This is a genomic window from Spiroplasma floricola 23-6, from assembly GCF_002813555.1.
Classification (GTDB): domain Bacteria; phylum Bacillota_I; class Bacilli_A; order Mycoplasmatales; family Mycoplasmataceae; genus Spiroplasma_A; species Spiroplasma_A floricola.
Genome location: NZ_CP025057.1, coordinates 109,365 through 125,661, shown reverse-complemented (window position 1 = coordinate 125,661; position 16,297 = coordinate 109,365). Strand labels below are relative to the sequence as shown.

Below are 16,297 nucleotides of genomic sequence, written 5' to 3'. Positions count from 1 at the left end.
TCAAACTTTTTTTGGTTATATAACATTTATAAATGTTAAAAATGAATGGATTCCTCAATTTTTTGAGATAATTTTATCCTATAGTAACTTCTTCTTCCAAATATCCATAATTCTGTTTATTTTTAGGTTTTACAAAAGCAAGTAATGTATTTGAAATACCTAATTGTCCTATAAACATTGTAAGAACTAGCATAATTTTGCTTAAAACACCCAACTGAATTATTTGTTCATTTGGAAATGGTTGAAACCCAACCGTTCCAAAAGCACTACATACATACATTATCAGTTTAATAATAGTTGCTTCTGTATGTTCAGTAGTGTCAGTTCCATATAGCATTTTATTACTATCTAAATAAACTACAAAAATACTTGTAATAACAATAAAGAATGAAATAAATACTACAGCAAATGATCTTTTTACAGTTTCATCTGGAATTTTTCTTTTAAAAGCTTCTACTGACTTTTTATTTCTTATAATTGAGAAAATAGCTAAAATACATATTGCAAAAGTAGTTGTTCTAATTCCTCCTGCTGTTGAGGAAGGAGCAGCTCCTATAAACATTCAAATGGATAATATGAATTTACTTCCAGCAGTAAAGTTATTAACATCAACTGTTGCAAAACCAGCATTTCTTGTAGAAGAGACATTAAAAATTAAGTCCATTATTCAAACATTTGTAGGTTTTCAACCAGTTGGTATTCATTTTTTTACTTCAACAACTTGTCCCCCATCCATCATTTTAGTATACTTTTGCTCTACACCATCTAATAGAATTTTACTATTTTCTACAGTTAATCATTCAGTTAAAAAAACCAATATTGGGCCTAATATAAATAGTGTTATATATGTTATAAAATTTAATTTAGTAAATAGAGAGAATTTAACAGTTTTTCCTTGTTTTCTTGCTTTAATTTTTTTCTTAATATCATGATAAGTTGGATAACCCAAACCTCCAATAACTCATTGAAATAAAAAAGTCACTTGTATTAAATATCCAGCTGAACCTGCTTGATTGTACGGAACAAGTGAAGTTCCACTTACAATATCAAATCCTGCATTATTTGTAGCACTTATAGAGTGAAAAATAGCTGCTCAAAGAGATTTTCCAAAATCATTATAAGCATTTGTAATAGAATCTTTTGATACATCTAAATTATTAATATCAATTGGAGTAAAGTAAAATCCAAAAAATAGAATAATTGACCCAACTATTTCTAAACCAATTAAAAAAATAAATGCATCTTTAATCATTTCCACTGTATTTGATAAACTATTGTTACCTCTTTCTGATGAGGCTATATTTTGATCATCCAGAGATATTTTTCTCCCAATCATAACTAAAAGTGATATTTTAATTGTCAGTATACCAATACCTCCAATTTGACACATAATAATAATTAATAATTGCCCAATAAATGAATATCCTGTATTTGTTTGTACAATTGTAATACCAGTATCTGATATTGCACTTGATGCAGTAAACATTCCAGTAATAAAGTTTCAATAGTTATTTGAATCCTTTACAACTCCAGGAATTGAAAGTAAAAAACCTCCAATTATAATAGCAAGTGCATATGCTATAATGATCCTTCCACTAACACGAGAAAAAGGTCATCAGTTTTTTAATTTATAAAAAAACTTTTCATTTTGTTTTTTTGGTTCTTTAGCTTTTTTATTTTTTTTACTATTTTCTTGCTCTGTGCTTAAAGAATTTTTCACAAAAAACTACCTCTTTCAAATCTACATTAAATTATACATTAAACCTCAAAAGAGTTGTATAATTTAAAGAGTTAGAAAGTTGGTGCTCGTATGGCTAGAAAAAAAAGTTTTGCTATATTTGGTGCAAATTACTTTGGTTTATCAGTTGCTCAAACACTTGATGAAAAAAAACAATTAATTAAAATATTTGACTATGATGAAGAAAAACTAAATTTACATATTAATGAATTTGAATCTGTTGAAGGTATAGTGTTAGATGCTACAAATAAAAATGCCTTAGAAAAAAATGGTATTGCTCAATATGATGGAGTTATTGTTTGTTTTGGTGGAAATATGGAATCAAGTATTTTAACAGTTTTAAATCTTTTAGATTTAGGTGTTGAAAATATTATAGTTAAAGCAAGAGATGAAAGACATAAAAGAATTTTGCTTGCTCTTGGTTTAGAAGAAGATAAAGTTATTATTCCTGATGTTATAACAGGTAAAATGGTTGCTACAAAATCATTGTTTGACATTGAAAGTGAAGTTCAATCAATTGATAATGAATATGTATTTACAAGTATTACAGTAAAAGAAGAAGAAGTTATTGATAAATCAATTTTTGATGCTGGCTTAAGCTCTAATAAAGACTTCAATATTATTCAAATAAAAAGAAATGGTAAAACTTTACTTCCAGATGAATATACAATTTTAAAAGAAGGAGATATTCTTGGAGTATATGCAAAAAATAATATAGTAAATGATTTAGTTCTAAAAATTAGAGGTGAACAAGAAGCTGAAGAATAAAAAAATGCTAACTACGTTAGCATTTTTTTAAATAATCCTTAATCATTTTAATAAGAATTTCTGTTGCTACTGTTGGATTTACATTTCCTCCAGTTTCTTTCATAAGTTGACCCATTAGAGTTTTTTCAACTCTTTCTTGTCTTTGTTCATATTGTTCTTTTATTAAAGAACTATTTTGTTCTATAATTTTGCTCAACATTTTTTCTATTTCTTTTACATCAGATATTAATTTTAAATTATTTTCTTCTACAATTTCTTTTATAGTTTTTTCAGTTTCAAAAGCAATTGGTAAAATTACTTTCACATGTTTTGAAGAGATTAAGTTTTCTTCTAACATTTTAATTATTTCACTAATATCTTTGGGTTTAAGTTTGGATTGACTCAACTCTATACCATCTTTATTTAATAAAGATTTAATATCTGTTATTAAATAGTTTGCAACTTTTTTTGCATCTGATCCTAACTCTATACATTCTTCAAAAAAGTAAACTAAGGATAAATCTGAAAGAATATAGTTAGTATCTTCACTAGAAAGTTGATATTTTTTAATATATTTTTCTCTTTTTTGTGAAGCTAACTCTGGAGAACTATTTATAACTTCTTTAATTCATTTTTCATTTAGTTGAATTGGAAATATATTTGGTTCTCTAAAATATTTATAATCAATAGCATTATCTTTTTTTCTCATTAAAACTGTTTCTTGAGTACTTTCATCAAATCTTCTTGTTTCTTGTTGAACACTATAACCTGATAGCAAAATTTTTGATTGTCTATTAATTTCAAATTCAATTGCTTTTTTAACATTATTTAAAGAGTTTAAATTTTTGATTTCCACTTTTGGACCAAATTTTGAATATCCATAAGGTCTTAAAGAAATATTAACATCACATCTTAATGAGCCTTCATTCATTTTGACATCACTTACACCAAGATATAATAAAATCTCTCTAAGTTTATTTACATATTCCACTGCTTCATTTGCACTTCTTATGAATGGTTTTGAAACAATTTCAACTAATCCAACACCACTTCTATTAAAATCTATGTAAGTTAAATCACCTTTATGTGTTTGTTTTGCAGTATCTTCTTCAATATGCAATCTTTCAATTTCAATAACTTTTTTACTTCCATCTTCTAAAGTAATTTCAAGTTTACCTTCTTTTCCAATAGGAAAAAATTGTTGTGTAATTTGAAAACCTTTTACTAAATCTGGATAGAAATAATTTTTTCTATCAAATCTTAAAACAGGATCTATTATCATATTTAATGCGTTACATGCAAGTAAAGCCAATCTAACTCCCTCTTTATTTACAGAAGGCATTGTTCCTGGATAACCCATATCAATTTCTGAAACTTGTGAATTTGGAATTTCTCCATATGTAACTGGACCTAATCCAAACATTTTAGAGTTAGTTTTTAATTCCACATGATTTTCAATTCCTATAATTACTTCAAAGTTATTCAATTAAATCACCTACTTGTCTAAAATTTTTTGAAATTATTTCTTCTAAAAATTTTGCTGCTTGTAAAACTTTTAAATCCTTTTTTGGTTTTGCATTTAAATTAATTCCTATTGGCATATTATCTTGAGTTGTAAAAGGAATTGTAATTGAGGGCATACCATTAAAGTTAGCTAAAATTAAAACATCTTCAACAAACGAACCTTCATTATCATCTTTTTGTTCAACATCTACTCCATAAACATTATTAACAGTTGGTGCTGGTTTAAATGTTGGGGGAATGATTAAAATATCTACTTGTTCATATAATTTATCTAAAGTTTCTACAATTAACCTTCTAACTTTTTTTGATTTAGCTAAAAGAATTTCTTGATTTTTTGATTTAAGCTGATAACTTCCTATAATAAATCTTCTCTTTACAGTATCTCCAAATCCTTGAGTTCTAGAATTTTTAATTATTTCTCTATAATCTTTACCTTCAGCTCTTAGACCAAATTTAATTCCATCTAAATTATAATGTGTTGAAACTCCTTCTGCAAAAGATATCATCATATATGTTGCAGGAACAGCATGTAATAATTTTTTGTCAAAATCTAATTCTAGAACTTCATGACCTTCTTTTTTTAAAATCTCATATAGTTTTTCATAATCTTTTTTTAATTGACCATCTAAATATTTTTCAATATGTTTAATATATCCAAACTTAATTTTTTTATCTAAATTATTAATATTCTTTACAAACTCATCTCTATTATCAATTGATGTAAAGTCCTTATCATCTTTTGCATATGTTGCTTCGCATAAATAAGTCAAGTCCTCAACATTATTTGTAAAAAAACCTAAATGATCTAAACTTGGAGCATAAGGAATTGCACCATACCTTGATATTGATCCATATGTTGGTTTAAAACCAACTATACCATTTAAACTTGCTGGCTTTCTAATTGAATCTCCTGTGTCTCCTCCAGTTGCAAAGGGAACAATACCTTTTGCAACAGCATAAGCACTACCACTTGAACTTCCCCCAACTATTCTATTACTATCATATGGATTTCTTACTTCCCCATTAAATGAAAATAATCCTGTTCCTCCCATTGAAAGCTCGTCAAGTGCAGCTTTTCCAATCATAATAGAGTTTGATTCTAGAAACTTTTCTGCAATAGTCGCATTAAAAGAAGGAACATAGTTTGATAAAATTTTAGAACCAGCTGTTGTTAGAATTCCTTTTGTAGAAATATTATCTTTATGAATAAAAGGTATTCCATACAAAATATTTTCCTTATCAATATTTTTTTCAAGTTCTTTTGCTTTTTTTAATGCTTCTTCTTTACACAAAGTAATTAAAAAATTACTTTTCATTTCTTTTTCAGATGTCTTTAAAACATCTTCTACTAAATCAGTAATACTAATTTCTTTGTTTATTAATTTATTATGAACATCTTTTAATGTAGTTTTTTTAAAATTCATCCTATTTAACCACCTTTGTAATTGTTAAAAAGTCACCATCTATAGTTGGTGCATTCTTTAAAATTTCACTTTGAGGTAAAACACTAATCTTATCATCTTCTCTTAAGTGTGTTTGTAAAATATCAAATGGATAATGTAATTCCTCTACATTGTTTGTATCAACTGATAAAACCTTTTCAAATTTTTTTAATAAATCATTTTCATATTTAAGAATACTTTCCAGTTCTTTTTTACTTAAAGTTAACATTGCATCTTCTTGAAGCTCTTCTAATAATTCTAAATTTATTTTCATTATTTATTCACCAATCATTTCTAATAAACTTTCTTCTGAAATAATTTTGACTCCTAATTTTTCAGCTTTTTCTAATTTACTACCAGCTTCTTTACCTGCTAATAAAAAATCTGTTTTTTTGCTAACTGTATCAATTACCTTAGCTCCATACTCTTCAAGTAAGTCTTTAAAATAATTTCTAGGTTTGCTTAATGTACCTGTTATAACAAAACTTTTCAAAGTTATTTTATCATTATTTTTTGAACCTTCATTGCCTAAATAAATCATATTAATATTTTCTTCTTTCAATTTATTGATTAATTGCAAATTTTGTTTTATTTCAAATCAATCACAAACTGATTTTGCAACAATAGGTCCTACATCATTAATTTGTTCTAATTCCTCAAAGTTTATTTTTGAGATATTTTCCATTGTTTTAAAACTTATTGCTAAAGTTTTTGCAGTTTTTTTACCTACATGTCTAATTCCTAAACCAAAAAATAATTTTTCCAATGAGCTATTTTTTGATTTTTCAATTGATTCTAATAAATTAGACACAGATTTTTCTCCCATTTTATCTAGTTGAATAAGTTCATCTTTAAATTTACTTAATTTATAAATATCTGCAACGTTCTTAATAAACTTATTTTCAAAAAGCTTTTCAATAATTTTAATACTTAGACCTTCAATATTCATTGCATCTCTAGAAACAAAATGTTCAAGTCCTCTAATAATTTTTCTTGGACATTCAAAATTGATACAATATTGATCTACTTCTCCTTCAACTCTTTCTAAATTTGAGTTACATACAGGACATTTTATTTCTTCAACTCATTTGGTTAAACTTTTATACTTATTATCCTGGATAGGTTCAATTACTTCAGGAATTATATCTCCTGCTTTTTTTATTTTAACTTTTCCCCCAATTCTTATATCTCTTTGAATAATAAAATCTGCATTATGTAAAGTTGCAGCTTGGACAATAGTTCCTGAAATTTGAACTGGCTCTAAAGTAGCGTTATAAGTTATTCTTCCCGTTCTTCCTACAGTAGCATAAATATTTTTTAATAATGTTTCTTTAACTTCAGCTGGAAATTTAAAGGCTATAGCTCATTTTGGAGATTTTGCAGTATATCCCACTTTTTCATAAAGATCAAAATCGTTTATTTTGATTACTACTCCATCAATTTCATATTCTAATTTCTCTCTCTGCAATTCAATAAATTTAATATGATTGTAAACTTCTTCAATATCATTACAGATTTTTCCTAATTTATTTACTTTAAAATTCATTTTCTCTAAATAATTTAGTGACTCACTATGTGTATGAAATTTTTCTCTATTCATAAAATAATATAAAAAAGCATCAAGTTTTCTTGAAGCTGCAATAGACGAATCTAATTGTCTTAAAGTTCCTGCAGCAGCATTTCTTGGATTGGCAAATAATTCTTCATCATTATTTTGTCTTTGTTTATTTATTTTTTCAAATTCAACCTTAGATAAAAATACTTCTCCTCTAATTTCAACATAATCACTTTTATCTGAAATTGATAAAGGAATACTTTTTATTGTTTTAACATTTGAAGTTACATCTTCACCATAAATTCCATCACCTCTTGTTACACCTTTAAAAAAGTTACCATTTTTATAAATTAACGAGATTGATAATCCATCAATTTTAGGTTCAACAAAAAAGTTATATTTTTTACTTTCAATTTCTTTAAAAATTTGTTCATCAAAAGTTTCTAAGTCATCTTTATTAAATGCATTAGATAAACTTAACATTGGCAATTTATGTTTATACTTTTCAAATTTATCCATTACCTGACCACCTACTTTTTGTGTTGGTGAGTCATCAGTTTTAAATTCTGGATTATCTGTTTCTAACATTATTAATTCATTTAAATACTTATCATATTCAGAATCATCAACTATAGGGTTATCCAAAACATAATACGCATAATTTCATTCATTTAGATCTTCTTTTAATTTTTCAATTCTATTTTTAATATCTTTCATATATGCTCCTTTAAAAACTTAATCTTGAATATTTTTTTATCACAACAACTTCAGTATTTTCCTGTTTTGCTTTTTTTTGTTTAATTGAATATGGAATAGAGTTCAGAAGTGAAAATATTAGAACAAGTAAAACTATTCCATTTGTTTCAAACATGTTTGGATAAAACACATTTATAAATCTTACTGATATTGGATTATAAAATGTTAAATAACTTATTAAAAATAAGTCTACTATATTTGTTAATAAATCACATTTTACTCTTTTTCTAAAGAATACTCACACGAAAGATATTGCTAATAAAGACATTGAAATTATAAACGTTAAGGTTTGCTTTGCAATGTTATTTTTGATTACAGAAAGCCAAATATATAAAATATTTAGAGAGTTAAATTTATCTGAAATTATATTTTCATTAAAAGCTAAAATAAAAGCTGTTGATAGGGTCATAAAAAATATTGGTACAAACAAAACTGTAAATATACTTCTATTTTCTAAAAAATTCTCAAACTTAATAACAAAACTATATTTTCTATTCATTAATATAGAAGTAATAATCATAAGAAAGAGAATTGCTCCAAATACAATTACTTGTATATAAAGATTTAAAATAATATTATAGAAGATAAAACAAACCATTGGAAATAATACAATCTTTAAAATATCTTTGGTAAAGTTTTGACTGAATTTTCGCTGAATTATAAAAATAAAAGCATATAACAAGAAAAGTATTTGATATGAACTTTCTCATGAAAATGAAATATAACCTCCAAGCACTAAACCAATCAAGACAGGATTATATCTTTCTCTAGTATTAAACGTTGTATATCTAAGTAGCATAATTACAGCATAAAAGATCAAGTAGAGTAAAATCATATCTCCACTAAATATTGAGTATTCTAATTTTCAAAATACCAATCTTGTTATCATAAACAATATCAAACTTGATAAAAATAGAATAATTTTATTTTTATTTCTAGTTTTCAATGAAAATGATTCATAAAAGGTAAAGAAAATTGAAGATAATAAAAATGCATCTAAAATTATTGATAAAGGAATTAATAAATCTTTATATTGATAAGGTTGAACATTTGCAATCATGATAGTTGATAATTGAAAACTATATCATCCTTGAAATGGTTTAAATCCTAAAAAGTTATATAGTGTAGAATCATTGAAAAAAGAAACTGAGTTTCCTTTCAATCAGTATAAAATAGCTAATGTATTTTTATGTCTACTAAAATTTTCTTTTGAAATATATGTCATAGAAAAATAATTTAAAGTTATAAAGAGACAAACCACAAGTATAAAAAATAAAGAGTCTAATTTTAAAAAATTAGTATTCAATCAAAATCTCATAAAAACAAAACAAAATAGTAAATATATTATAGATATTGCAAAAATATAGTAAATAAAGAATACATAAGGTAAAACTGAAATAAGTTGCAATGGAAATGTAAATACAGAAAGAAATGTAAAATAACTGAAAAAACCTGTAGCAATAGCTACAAAGTAATTTTTTATTTTAAATTTAAAAAGTTCTATTGCAATTAACCCTGATGTATAAAACATAAATAAATACAAAATAGAGATACCAATAGCAATAAACAATGAGCCTGTCAACATATTATCACCTTTATAAATTATAGCATCTCAAAGCAAGTTAAAGATTCTTAAAAAGTAAATAAAAAAAATCGATTTTAATCGATTGATTTTCTATTTACCTTTTAATATATAAATATTATCATTTTTAGGATTTATTTTTATTTCTGCAAGATCATCTATAATCTCAGTAGTAATTGTAGAATCTTCAATTCCATACATAGCTTGAGATATTTTATCACTGTTATCAACTATTTCATCAATATCTATACCATACTCTTCAAAACGTTTTTTTCTTGCTTCAGTTGATTTTTTTAATAAAATTCTTTGAACTACTGGTAAATTCTTTATAATTCCATTAAATGCTTTTGCATTTAAAATATAAGAAAATAAAATTAGTACAAAAATAGATGTAAAAATTAATCCAAAAAACATTCCAATTAAAGGAGCGATATGTCCCTCTGATGATGTTGCAGTTTCAATATTCAATTTTTTACTAATATATAAAAGATTTAGTAGAATTGCTATAGATGTAGGAACTATCAAAATTAAGAAGTTATTTATAACATATTTTTTATTTGAATTATATGTCACATATTTTCAAACATAAATTCATAAATAGGAGTATCTAACAATTAAGCATAATAATTTTATTGAATACATTATAACTATTCCCACAATTAATTTATTTATTCCCCCTACACCACTAGTAACTAAAATAAAGGTAATCAAGGGAGCTGAAATTATATAAACAATACCAACAATATTTTGAAATTTAGATACTTCTCCATATCTTCCTTTTGCTTGTATTAAAGTCATTTGTCCATCACACAAAATAGTAAATGCAGTTACAGCAGCATATAATATTGAAAATTTAGGAGTATAGAACATATATTCAAATGCTTTTTGACTTGCTATATCATTTTTAATATTAATGTTTTCTCCATATAAAGCACTAACGAAATATGGTGATAAAATTGACATGTTTATAAATGTAAAGGCAGCTATTAAATAAGTATATAATTCATATTTTGTATAACTTTCTCAATTTATTCTTCCTTTTTTTGCAACTAATGTTACAAAAAATTCTCTAAAGGAGACTACAAAATTTGTCATAATTAATCTAACATTTAATGCAACAACTAAATAAAGTGATAAAGTTGACGAAACATTCAACCCCAAAATAACTGAAACTATTGCTATATCTGAATTTAACAATAGTGATGAACCTAATGTTGATCATGAAATTTTACTTTGTGTAGTATTAAGTTTAAAACTATTAAAATCTTTATAATATTTCAATCATAAATATTTTCTTTTGACATACATATAAATTAATAGACCTTTAATAGGAGAATAAAAGAAGGTTGGAATAAAAGGAATTACAGGATTTTTAGTTTTTGCAAGTAAAAAGAAAGTCAAACCACTTACTAAAACATCTGTAAATAAAATTATTATTCTTCTAATAACATTTTTATTATTAGCAATAATTATTGTTTCATAAACACTAAATCAATAAGCTGAAATAAAATTTTTTGTTCCAAAGATTAATGCAACTAACATTAACATTCAATATTGTGCATTGGCATAAATAGTACCATCTTTATCAACTAAACCCATTGATATATCTGTTCAAGAAGTAGGATCTATTATATTTCCTCCCCCAGATTTAACTCCAGCATAAAGTGGATAAGCAATAGCAGTTAAAGAAACTAAAATTAATCCAGTAATTGCTGATCTTTTGAAGCTTTTTTTAGTTGTTGAATAAATTTCATTTGCACTTATTCAATCATTATTAACTAAGGGTTTAACAAGTAAAATAGAAGCTGCAATACCTAAAGCTCCTTCTGCAGTTGAGATTATTGCAGAAAAAGAGGTTACTAAACGTACAAACCCGTTAAACTCTGTACCAAATTTTTCTAAAACTCAGTACATAGTTAAAAACTGAATTATAGCATTAAGTGTGGAAATTGTTGTACCAACAATTACACTGAATATACCTTGTTTTGTAGATAACATTGGCAACCTCCTAGAAAAAACATTACATTAATTTTAACATTAAAAATTATATTTTGATTTATATTCATTTTCATTTAGATAAGCTAAATGACCTTCAAAATTTTTAAAAATTATTTTATATGCAATCAAATCAATTTCTTTTAATTCACTTCTTTTGGCACCATATCTGAAATCCTTGCATATTGGTGATTTGTAAAAACTACATACAGCTCTAATTTGATGCTTTCTTCCTGTCAATATTTGAATTTCATAAATATTATTTTTATCATCAATTAAAGTATTTATTTGTTCAACTTTTTTAGTATTGTTAAATTTTTCAACTCTAAATCTTGCTTTTTGATTATCATTGTCATATTTTATATAACCATTTATTTTACCTATTTGTAAATTATTATTTTCTGTTTTTGCTAAATATAGCTTAATAAGTTTATCTTTATTGTTTAATTCTTTTAAAAGAATATCTAAAGTAACTTTATTTTTAGCATATATCACTAAACCTTTTGTTAATTTATCAATTCTATGAACATGACTTATAACAAAACTATTTTCTTGTTCAGGATTATATTCTCCCTTATCTTTCAAATAACTTTTAACCATTTGATCTAAATTAATATTAATTGGTGAATGAACTTCTAAATTTGGTTGTTTGTCAACAATTAATATATTTTCATCTTCATATATAATTTCTAAATTTGAGAAATCAACTTCAACAAATTGATCTCTCTTTTCTGTTTGACTACTGTCATATATTTTAATTTCATCATCCAATTTAATTTTTACTTTACCATCTTTAACTTTTACATCATTTATTTTTATTTTTCCTTTTCGAAATCATTTATAAATAATAGATAAGTTTGTTGATTTAAAGTTTTTCTTAATAAAATTAAAAACTGTTTGATCTACATCATTTTGATTAACTTTAATTATTGTCATAAATAACCTCTTTTTTTCTATTTTTTATATAGCAAATATTAATATAAAGGCTATTAAATTATTTAACATATGAACAAATCATGAAAATGTCATATTACCTTTTGTGTATAAAAATATTCCTGATAAAATAAAGCCTGCTGCACTATAACTCATTATATGACCAAAGTCAAAATTTGGACCTCAATGAATAAAACCAAAAAACAGTGAACTTGAAACAAAGCCAAGTCATCTATTTGAGGCATTTAAATTAAAACTATTTCTTAAACATAATTCTTCACAAAATGATGCAACTATTACAGTTAATATAAATAACATAATGGCATAAACTATTTTTACATTTAATCCATATTTGTCCTCTTTTAATATACTCACTAAGGAACCTTGATTATTGCTTTCCCCTACTCCTATTAACTTAGTTTCAATTAAATTTTGAATTATGAAAGTAACAAAAATAAACATTAAAGCAGTACAGATAATTGTTACTAAAATTATTTCTTTTCATTTATTTTTGATTGTTTCTTTTACTCTTTTAAATATTTTTCTATCATAAATTAAAGCAAGAGTAATAATAATTACTTCTGTTACTATCATTGTTATTAAAGAAGCAAAAGAATTAGTAAGTTCAACATTTCCCTTTAAAAAAACCCTTAATAAAGGAAAAATAATTATAGAGACAATTTGTGGACCTAATATGAACATATAAATTCATAAATAGCCCCCTTTAAAAAATCCTGCCCGATTTCTAATACAATTGAATATCATTCCAATAGAAACAGATATAATATATAAAATTGAAAATGCTGAAGCACGAGAAATAGCTGAATTAGAATCAGCTACAAGTGGAATAAATAGTGAAAGAATTAAAGGCACAATTAAAACTGATGTAACAAAAATCATTCCATCAATTTTATAATTTAAAATATCAAATCTAAATCTTGCTTCTTCACTTAAATCAAAATGTTTAGATCTAAAGTTATTGTTCTTATTTTTTAAATTCGTTCAAAAGTTATTTGAATTTTCTTTCATAAAAATCACCTTTATTTATTTTACTACTAAATAGTAATATAAATAAATAAAAAACCTCATTTAGAGGTTTTAGATAATTATTAAACTATTTTACTTGAGCTATTAAATCACCTTTTTTAACTTTTCCAGTTTTAAGAATCTCAAAATTTTTTCCGTTCATTGAATCACTTGTAAATATCAATGGTGTATGCATTGAAGGAACTTTAGCAAACACGCTTTTAATGTCAACGTTTACTAATAAATCACCTTTTTTTACACTTTGACCTTGTTTCACATTTATGTCAAATCCTTCACCATTTAATGAAACAGTATCTAAACCAATGTGCAATAAAATTTCAACTCCATTTGAGTTTGCTATTCCATAAGCATGACCACTTGGAAAAACTGTTACTAACTTACCATCTATTGGTGCTACAAATTCTCCATTTTCAGGAATGAAAGCTATTCCGTCCCCTAACATTTTTTCTGAAAAAACTTCATCTTCAACTTTTGAAAGATCTATTATTTCACCATCAACTGGTGCAAATACATCTAAACTTTTATTTTTTGTAAATAATCCCATATTAACTTCTCCTCAAAATTAATTTTACAATAAAAACTCAATTTCTTTACTTTTTAAATTATAAATATTTAACAAAACAATCATTTATATGATCATTTATCATTCCAACAGCTTGTAAAAAGGAATAAACAGTTACAGGACCTAAAAACTTAAAACCTCTCTTCTTTAAATTTTTTGAAATTTTAAGTGAAAGATCAGTTTGAGAAGGTATTTGTGATTCTTTATCTCAGTTATTTATTATTTGTTTATTTTGAATAAAATTTCAAATATATTTATCAAATGTTCCAAATTCCTTTTGAATACTAATAAAGCTTTGAGAGTTTGATAAAACTGATTGAATTTTTAACTTATTTCTTATAATATTTTTATTTGTTAATAACTCTTCTATTTTATTTTGATTTCATTGTGAGATTAAAATAAAATCAAAATTATCGAATCTTTTCTAAATTCTTCTCTTTTTAAAAGAACTGTCAATCAACTTAATCCTGCTTGCATAGTTTCTAGTATAAGAGTTTCAAAAAGAGTTTTATCATCATGTACGATTTTTGCCCATTCATTATCATGATATTTAATTAACTGTTCATTTTGACTATTTCAATTACATCTTTTGTTTTCCATTTTATTTATTCCTTTTAAATTTTGCTAAATAAATAAAAAGAGCCTAATGGCCCTTAATTATTTATTTTTCATTAATTCTTTAACTAATTTTAATACTTGATCTGAAGTTTCACATTCAAGTGCTTTATTAGCTAATTCTTGTGTTTCTTTTAAAGTAAGTTTTGACATAATACTTCTTGCTTTTAAAATACTTGTAGCTGACATTGAATAAGCATCAAGACCTAATCCCATTAATAATGGAATTGCATCTGGTTCTCCTGCCATTTCTCCACACATACCAGCTCATTTTCCATGTTTATGTGCTCCATCAATTGTCATTTTTAATAATCTTAAAATTGAAGGATTATATGGTTGATATAAGTAAGTTACATTTTCACTCATTCTATCTGCAGCCATTGTATATTGAATTAAATCGTTTGTTCCTACTGAAAAGAAATCAGCATGTTTTGCAAAGTTTTCTGCATTAACTGCAGCTGCAGGTATTTCAACCATCATACCTATTTCTAAATCTGAACCAATTTTTTGACCTTCTTTTTCTAATTCAGCTTTACAATCCAATGTAAATTTTTTTGCTGCTAAAAATTCGTCAACAGTTGCTATCATTGGAAACATAATTCCTACTGGGCCAAATGCACTGGCTCTTAATAAAGCTCTAATTTGATCTTTGAAAATATCTTTTCTATCTAAAGTAAATCTAATAGCTCTATATCCTAAAAATGGATTCATTTCATCTGGAAATGCAAAATATGATAATTTTTTATCTCCCCCAATATCTAAAGTTCTAATAACTGTAATTTTACCATTCATTTCTTCTACAACTTTTTTGTATGAAATAAATTGCTCTTCTTCAGTTGGGAAATGATCATTGTCCATATATAAGAATTCACTTCTGAATAATCCAATTGCCTCTCCACCATTTTCTAAAACTGAAGCTACATCTTTTGGACTTCCAATATTTCCTTCCAATATAAAACCATCAAATCCATCTTTAGTTAAAGTTGGTTGATCTTTTAATTTTTGTAATTCTGCTTTTTCTTTTGCAAATTCTTTTACAAGTTTTTCTCATTCTTCTTTATTTTTAGGATTTATTTCAACATCTCCTGTTTCACCATTCAATGCTAGAATATCATTTTCTTTTACATCATGTACAATTGTTTTCAATCCTAAAACTGCTGGAATTTCTAAACTTCTTGCCATAATTGCAGCATGACTAGTTCTTCCTCCAATATTACATGCAAAACCCTTTACAAATTTTGGATTTAATTGTGCTGTTTGTGATGGTGTTAAATCTTCTGCAACAATAATAACTTCTTCATTTATTGTTGCTAAATCTGCAACTGGTAGATTTAAAACATATCTAATTAATCTTTCTGTTACATCTTTAACATCTGCAGCTCTTTCTTTAAAATAATCATCATCCATTGCTTCAAACATTGAGACATATTTATCAGCTACTTCTTTAATAGCTCTTGCTGCATTGTAATTTTTTTCTTTTACTAAATTTGTAAATTCTTCTGCCATTGCTGGATCTTCTAAAATTGAAGCGTGCGCTTCAAAAATAGCTGCTTTTTCTTCACCTAGTTTTTCTTTTGCAATAGATTGTAGCTTTATTAAATCATTTTTTGCCTTCTCTATTGATGAAGTTATAATTGACAATTCTGAATCAACATTTTTAGTTGCTTCTTTTGATATAATAATTGGTTTTTCATCAAGTACGTATACTTTTGCAAAAGATATACCATTACTTGCTCCAATTCCTGATAATTTTTTAGACATTAAGAATCCTCCTGCTAAACAAATATATTATACACAATTT

Annotated in this window: 14 protein-coding genes; 1 reads left to right on the top strand and 13 read right to left on the bottom strand. The window is 25.2% G+C overall.

What is annotated here, in order from left to right; all coding sequences use genetic code 4:
* Window positions 1-73: 73 nt before the first annotated feature.
* The gene (locus SFLOR_RS00585) at window positions 74-1,720 is read right to left on the bottom strand and encodes a TrkH family potassium uptake protein (protein WP_100916170.1); all 1,647 of its coding nucleotides are present in this window, start codon (window positions 1,718-1,720) and stop codon (window positions 74-76) included.
* Between the two features lie 90 nt (window positions 1,721-1,810).
* Here SFLOR_RS00585 and SFLOR_RS00580 point away from each other — a divergent pair, with 90 nt between their 5' ends.
* Window positions 1,811-2,506 carry a potassium channel family protein gene (locus tag SFLOR_RS00580; protein ID WP_100916169.1) on the top strand — a complete coding sequence of 232 codons (696 nt, stop codon included), beginning with the start codon at window positions 1,811-1,813 and terminating at the stop codon, window positions 2,504-2,506.
* 16 nt (window positions 2,507-2,522) lie between these two features.
* Here SFLOR_RS00580 and gatB read toward each other — a convergent pair whose 3' ends face one another.
* From gatB to ptsP, 12 genes are all read right to left on the bottom strand, one after another.
* The gene (gene gatB, locus SFLOR_RS00575) at window positions 2,523-3,971 is read right to left on the bottom strand and encodes an Asp-tRNA(Asn)/Glu-tRNA(Gln) amidotransferase subunit GatB (protein WP_100916168.1); all 1,449 of its coding nucleotides are present in this window, start codon (window positions 3,969-3,971) and stop codon (window positions 2,523-2,525) included.
* Window positions 3,964-5,433, bottom strand: a complete 1,470-nt coding sequence (locus SFLOR_RS00570; RefSeq protein ID WP_100916167.1) for an amidase family protein — start codon at window positions 5,431-5,433, stop codon at window positions 3,964-3,966. The genes gatB and SFLOR_RS00570 overlap by 8 nt, the downstream gene beginning before the upstream one ends.
* Before the next feature lies 1 nt (window position 5,434).
* Window positions 5,435-5,725: an Asp-tRNA(Asn)/Glu-tRNA(Gln) amidotransferase subunit GatC gene (locus SFLOR_RS00565; RefSeq protein ID WP_100916166.1), complete on the bottom strand. Its 291-nt coding sequence runs from the start codon at window positions 5,723-5,725 to the stop codon at window positions 5,435-5,437.
* 3 nt (window positions 5,726-5,728) lie between these two features.
* Entirely contained in the window at window positions 5,729-7,723 is a 1,995-nt protein-coding gene (gene ligA / locus SFLOR_RS00560) for an NAD-dependent DNA ligase LigA (RefSeq protein WP_100916165.1), read from the bottom strand.
* Window positions 7,724-7,733: 10 nt separating this feature from the next.
* Complete coding sequence (locus SFLOR_RS00555; RefSeq protein WP_157806908.1) at window positions 7,734-9,383, bottom strand: hypothetical protein; 1,650 nt, start codon at window positions 9,381-9,383, stop codon at window positions 7,734-7,736.
* 54 nt (window positions 9,384-9,437) lie between these two features.
* On the bottom strand, window positions 9,438-11,342 hold the full coding sequence (locus SFLOR_RS00550; protein WP_100916163.1) for a hypothetical protein: 1,905 nt from the start codon (window positions 11,340-11,342) through the stop codon (window positions 9,438-9,440).
* 39 nt (window positions 11,343-11,381) lie between these two features.
* The gene (locus SFLOR_RS00545; RefSeq protein ID WP_100916162.1) at window positions 11,382-12,275 is read right to left on the bottom strand and encodes a pseudouridine synthase; all 894 of its coding nucleotides are present in this window, start codon (window positions 12,273-12,275) and stop codon (window positions 11,382-11,384) included.
* Between the two features lie 24 nt (window positions 12,276-12,299).
* A complete protein-coding gene (locus SFLOR_RS00540; protein WP_100916161.1) occupies window positions 12,300-13,301 on the bottom strand; it encodes a CPBP family intramembrane glutamic endopeptidase in 1,002 nt (333 codons plus the stop codon).
* Between the two features lie 85 nt (window positions 13,302-13,386).
* Window positions 13,387-13,863, bottom strand: coding sequence for a PTS sugar transporter subunit IIA (locus tag SFLOR_RS00535; RefSeq protein ID WP_100916160.1), 477 nt, complete (start codon window positions 13,861-13,863; stop codon window positions 13,387-13,389).
* 58 nt (window positions 13,864-13,921) lie between these two features.
* On the bottom strand, window positions 13,922-14,203 hold the full coding sequence (locus SFLOR_RS06075) for a DNA-3-methyladenine glycosylase I (RefSeq protein ID WP_281253776.1): 282 nt from the start codon (window positions 14,201-14,203) through the stop codon (window positions 13,922-13,924).
* Window positions 14,204-14,274: 71 nt separating this feature from the next.
* Window positions 14,275-14,481, bottom strand: coding sequence for a DNA-3-methyladenine glycosylase I (locus tag SFLOR_RS06070; protein ID WP_211282851.1), 207 nt, complete (start codon window positions 14,479-14,481; stop codon window positions 14,275-14,277).
* A 57-nt stretch (window positions 14,482-14,538) separates the two neighbouring features.
* Window positions 14,539-16,257: a phosphoenolpyruvate--protein phosphotransferase gene (ptsP, locus tag SFLOR_RS00525; RefSeq protein WP_100916159.1), complete on the bottom strand. Its 1,719-nt coding sequence runs from the start codon at window positions 16,255-16,257 to the stop codon at window positions 14,539-14,541.
* Window positions 16,258-16,297 lie beyond the last annotated feature (40 nt).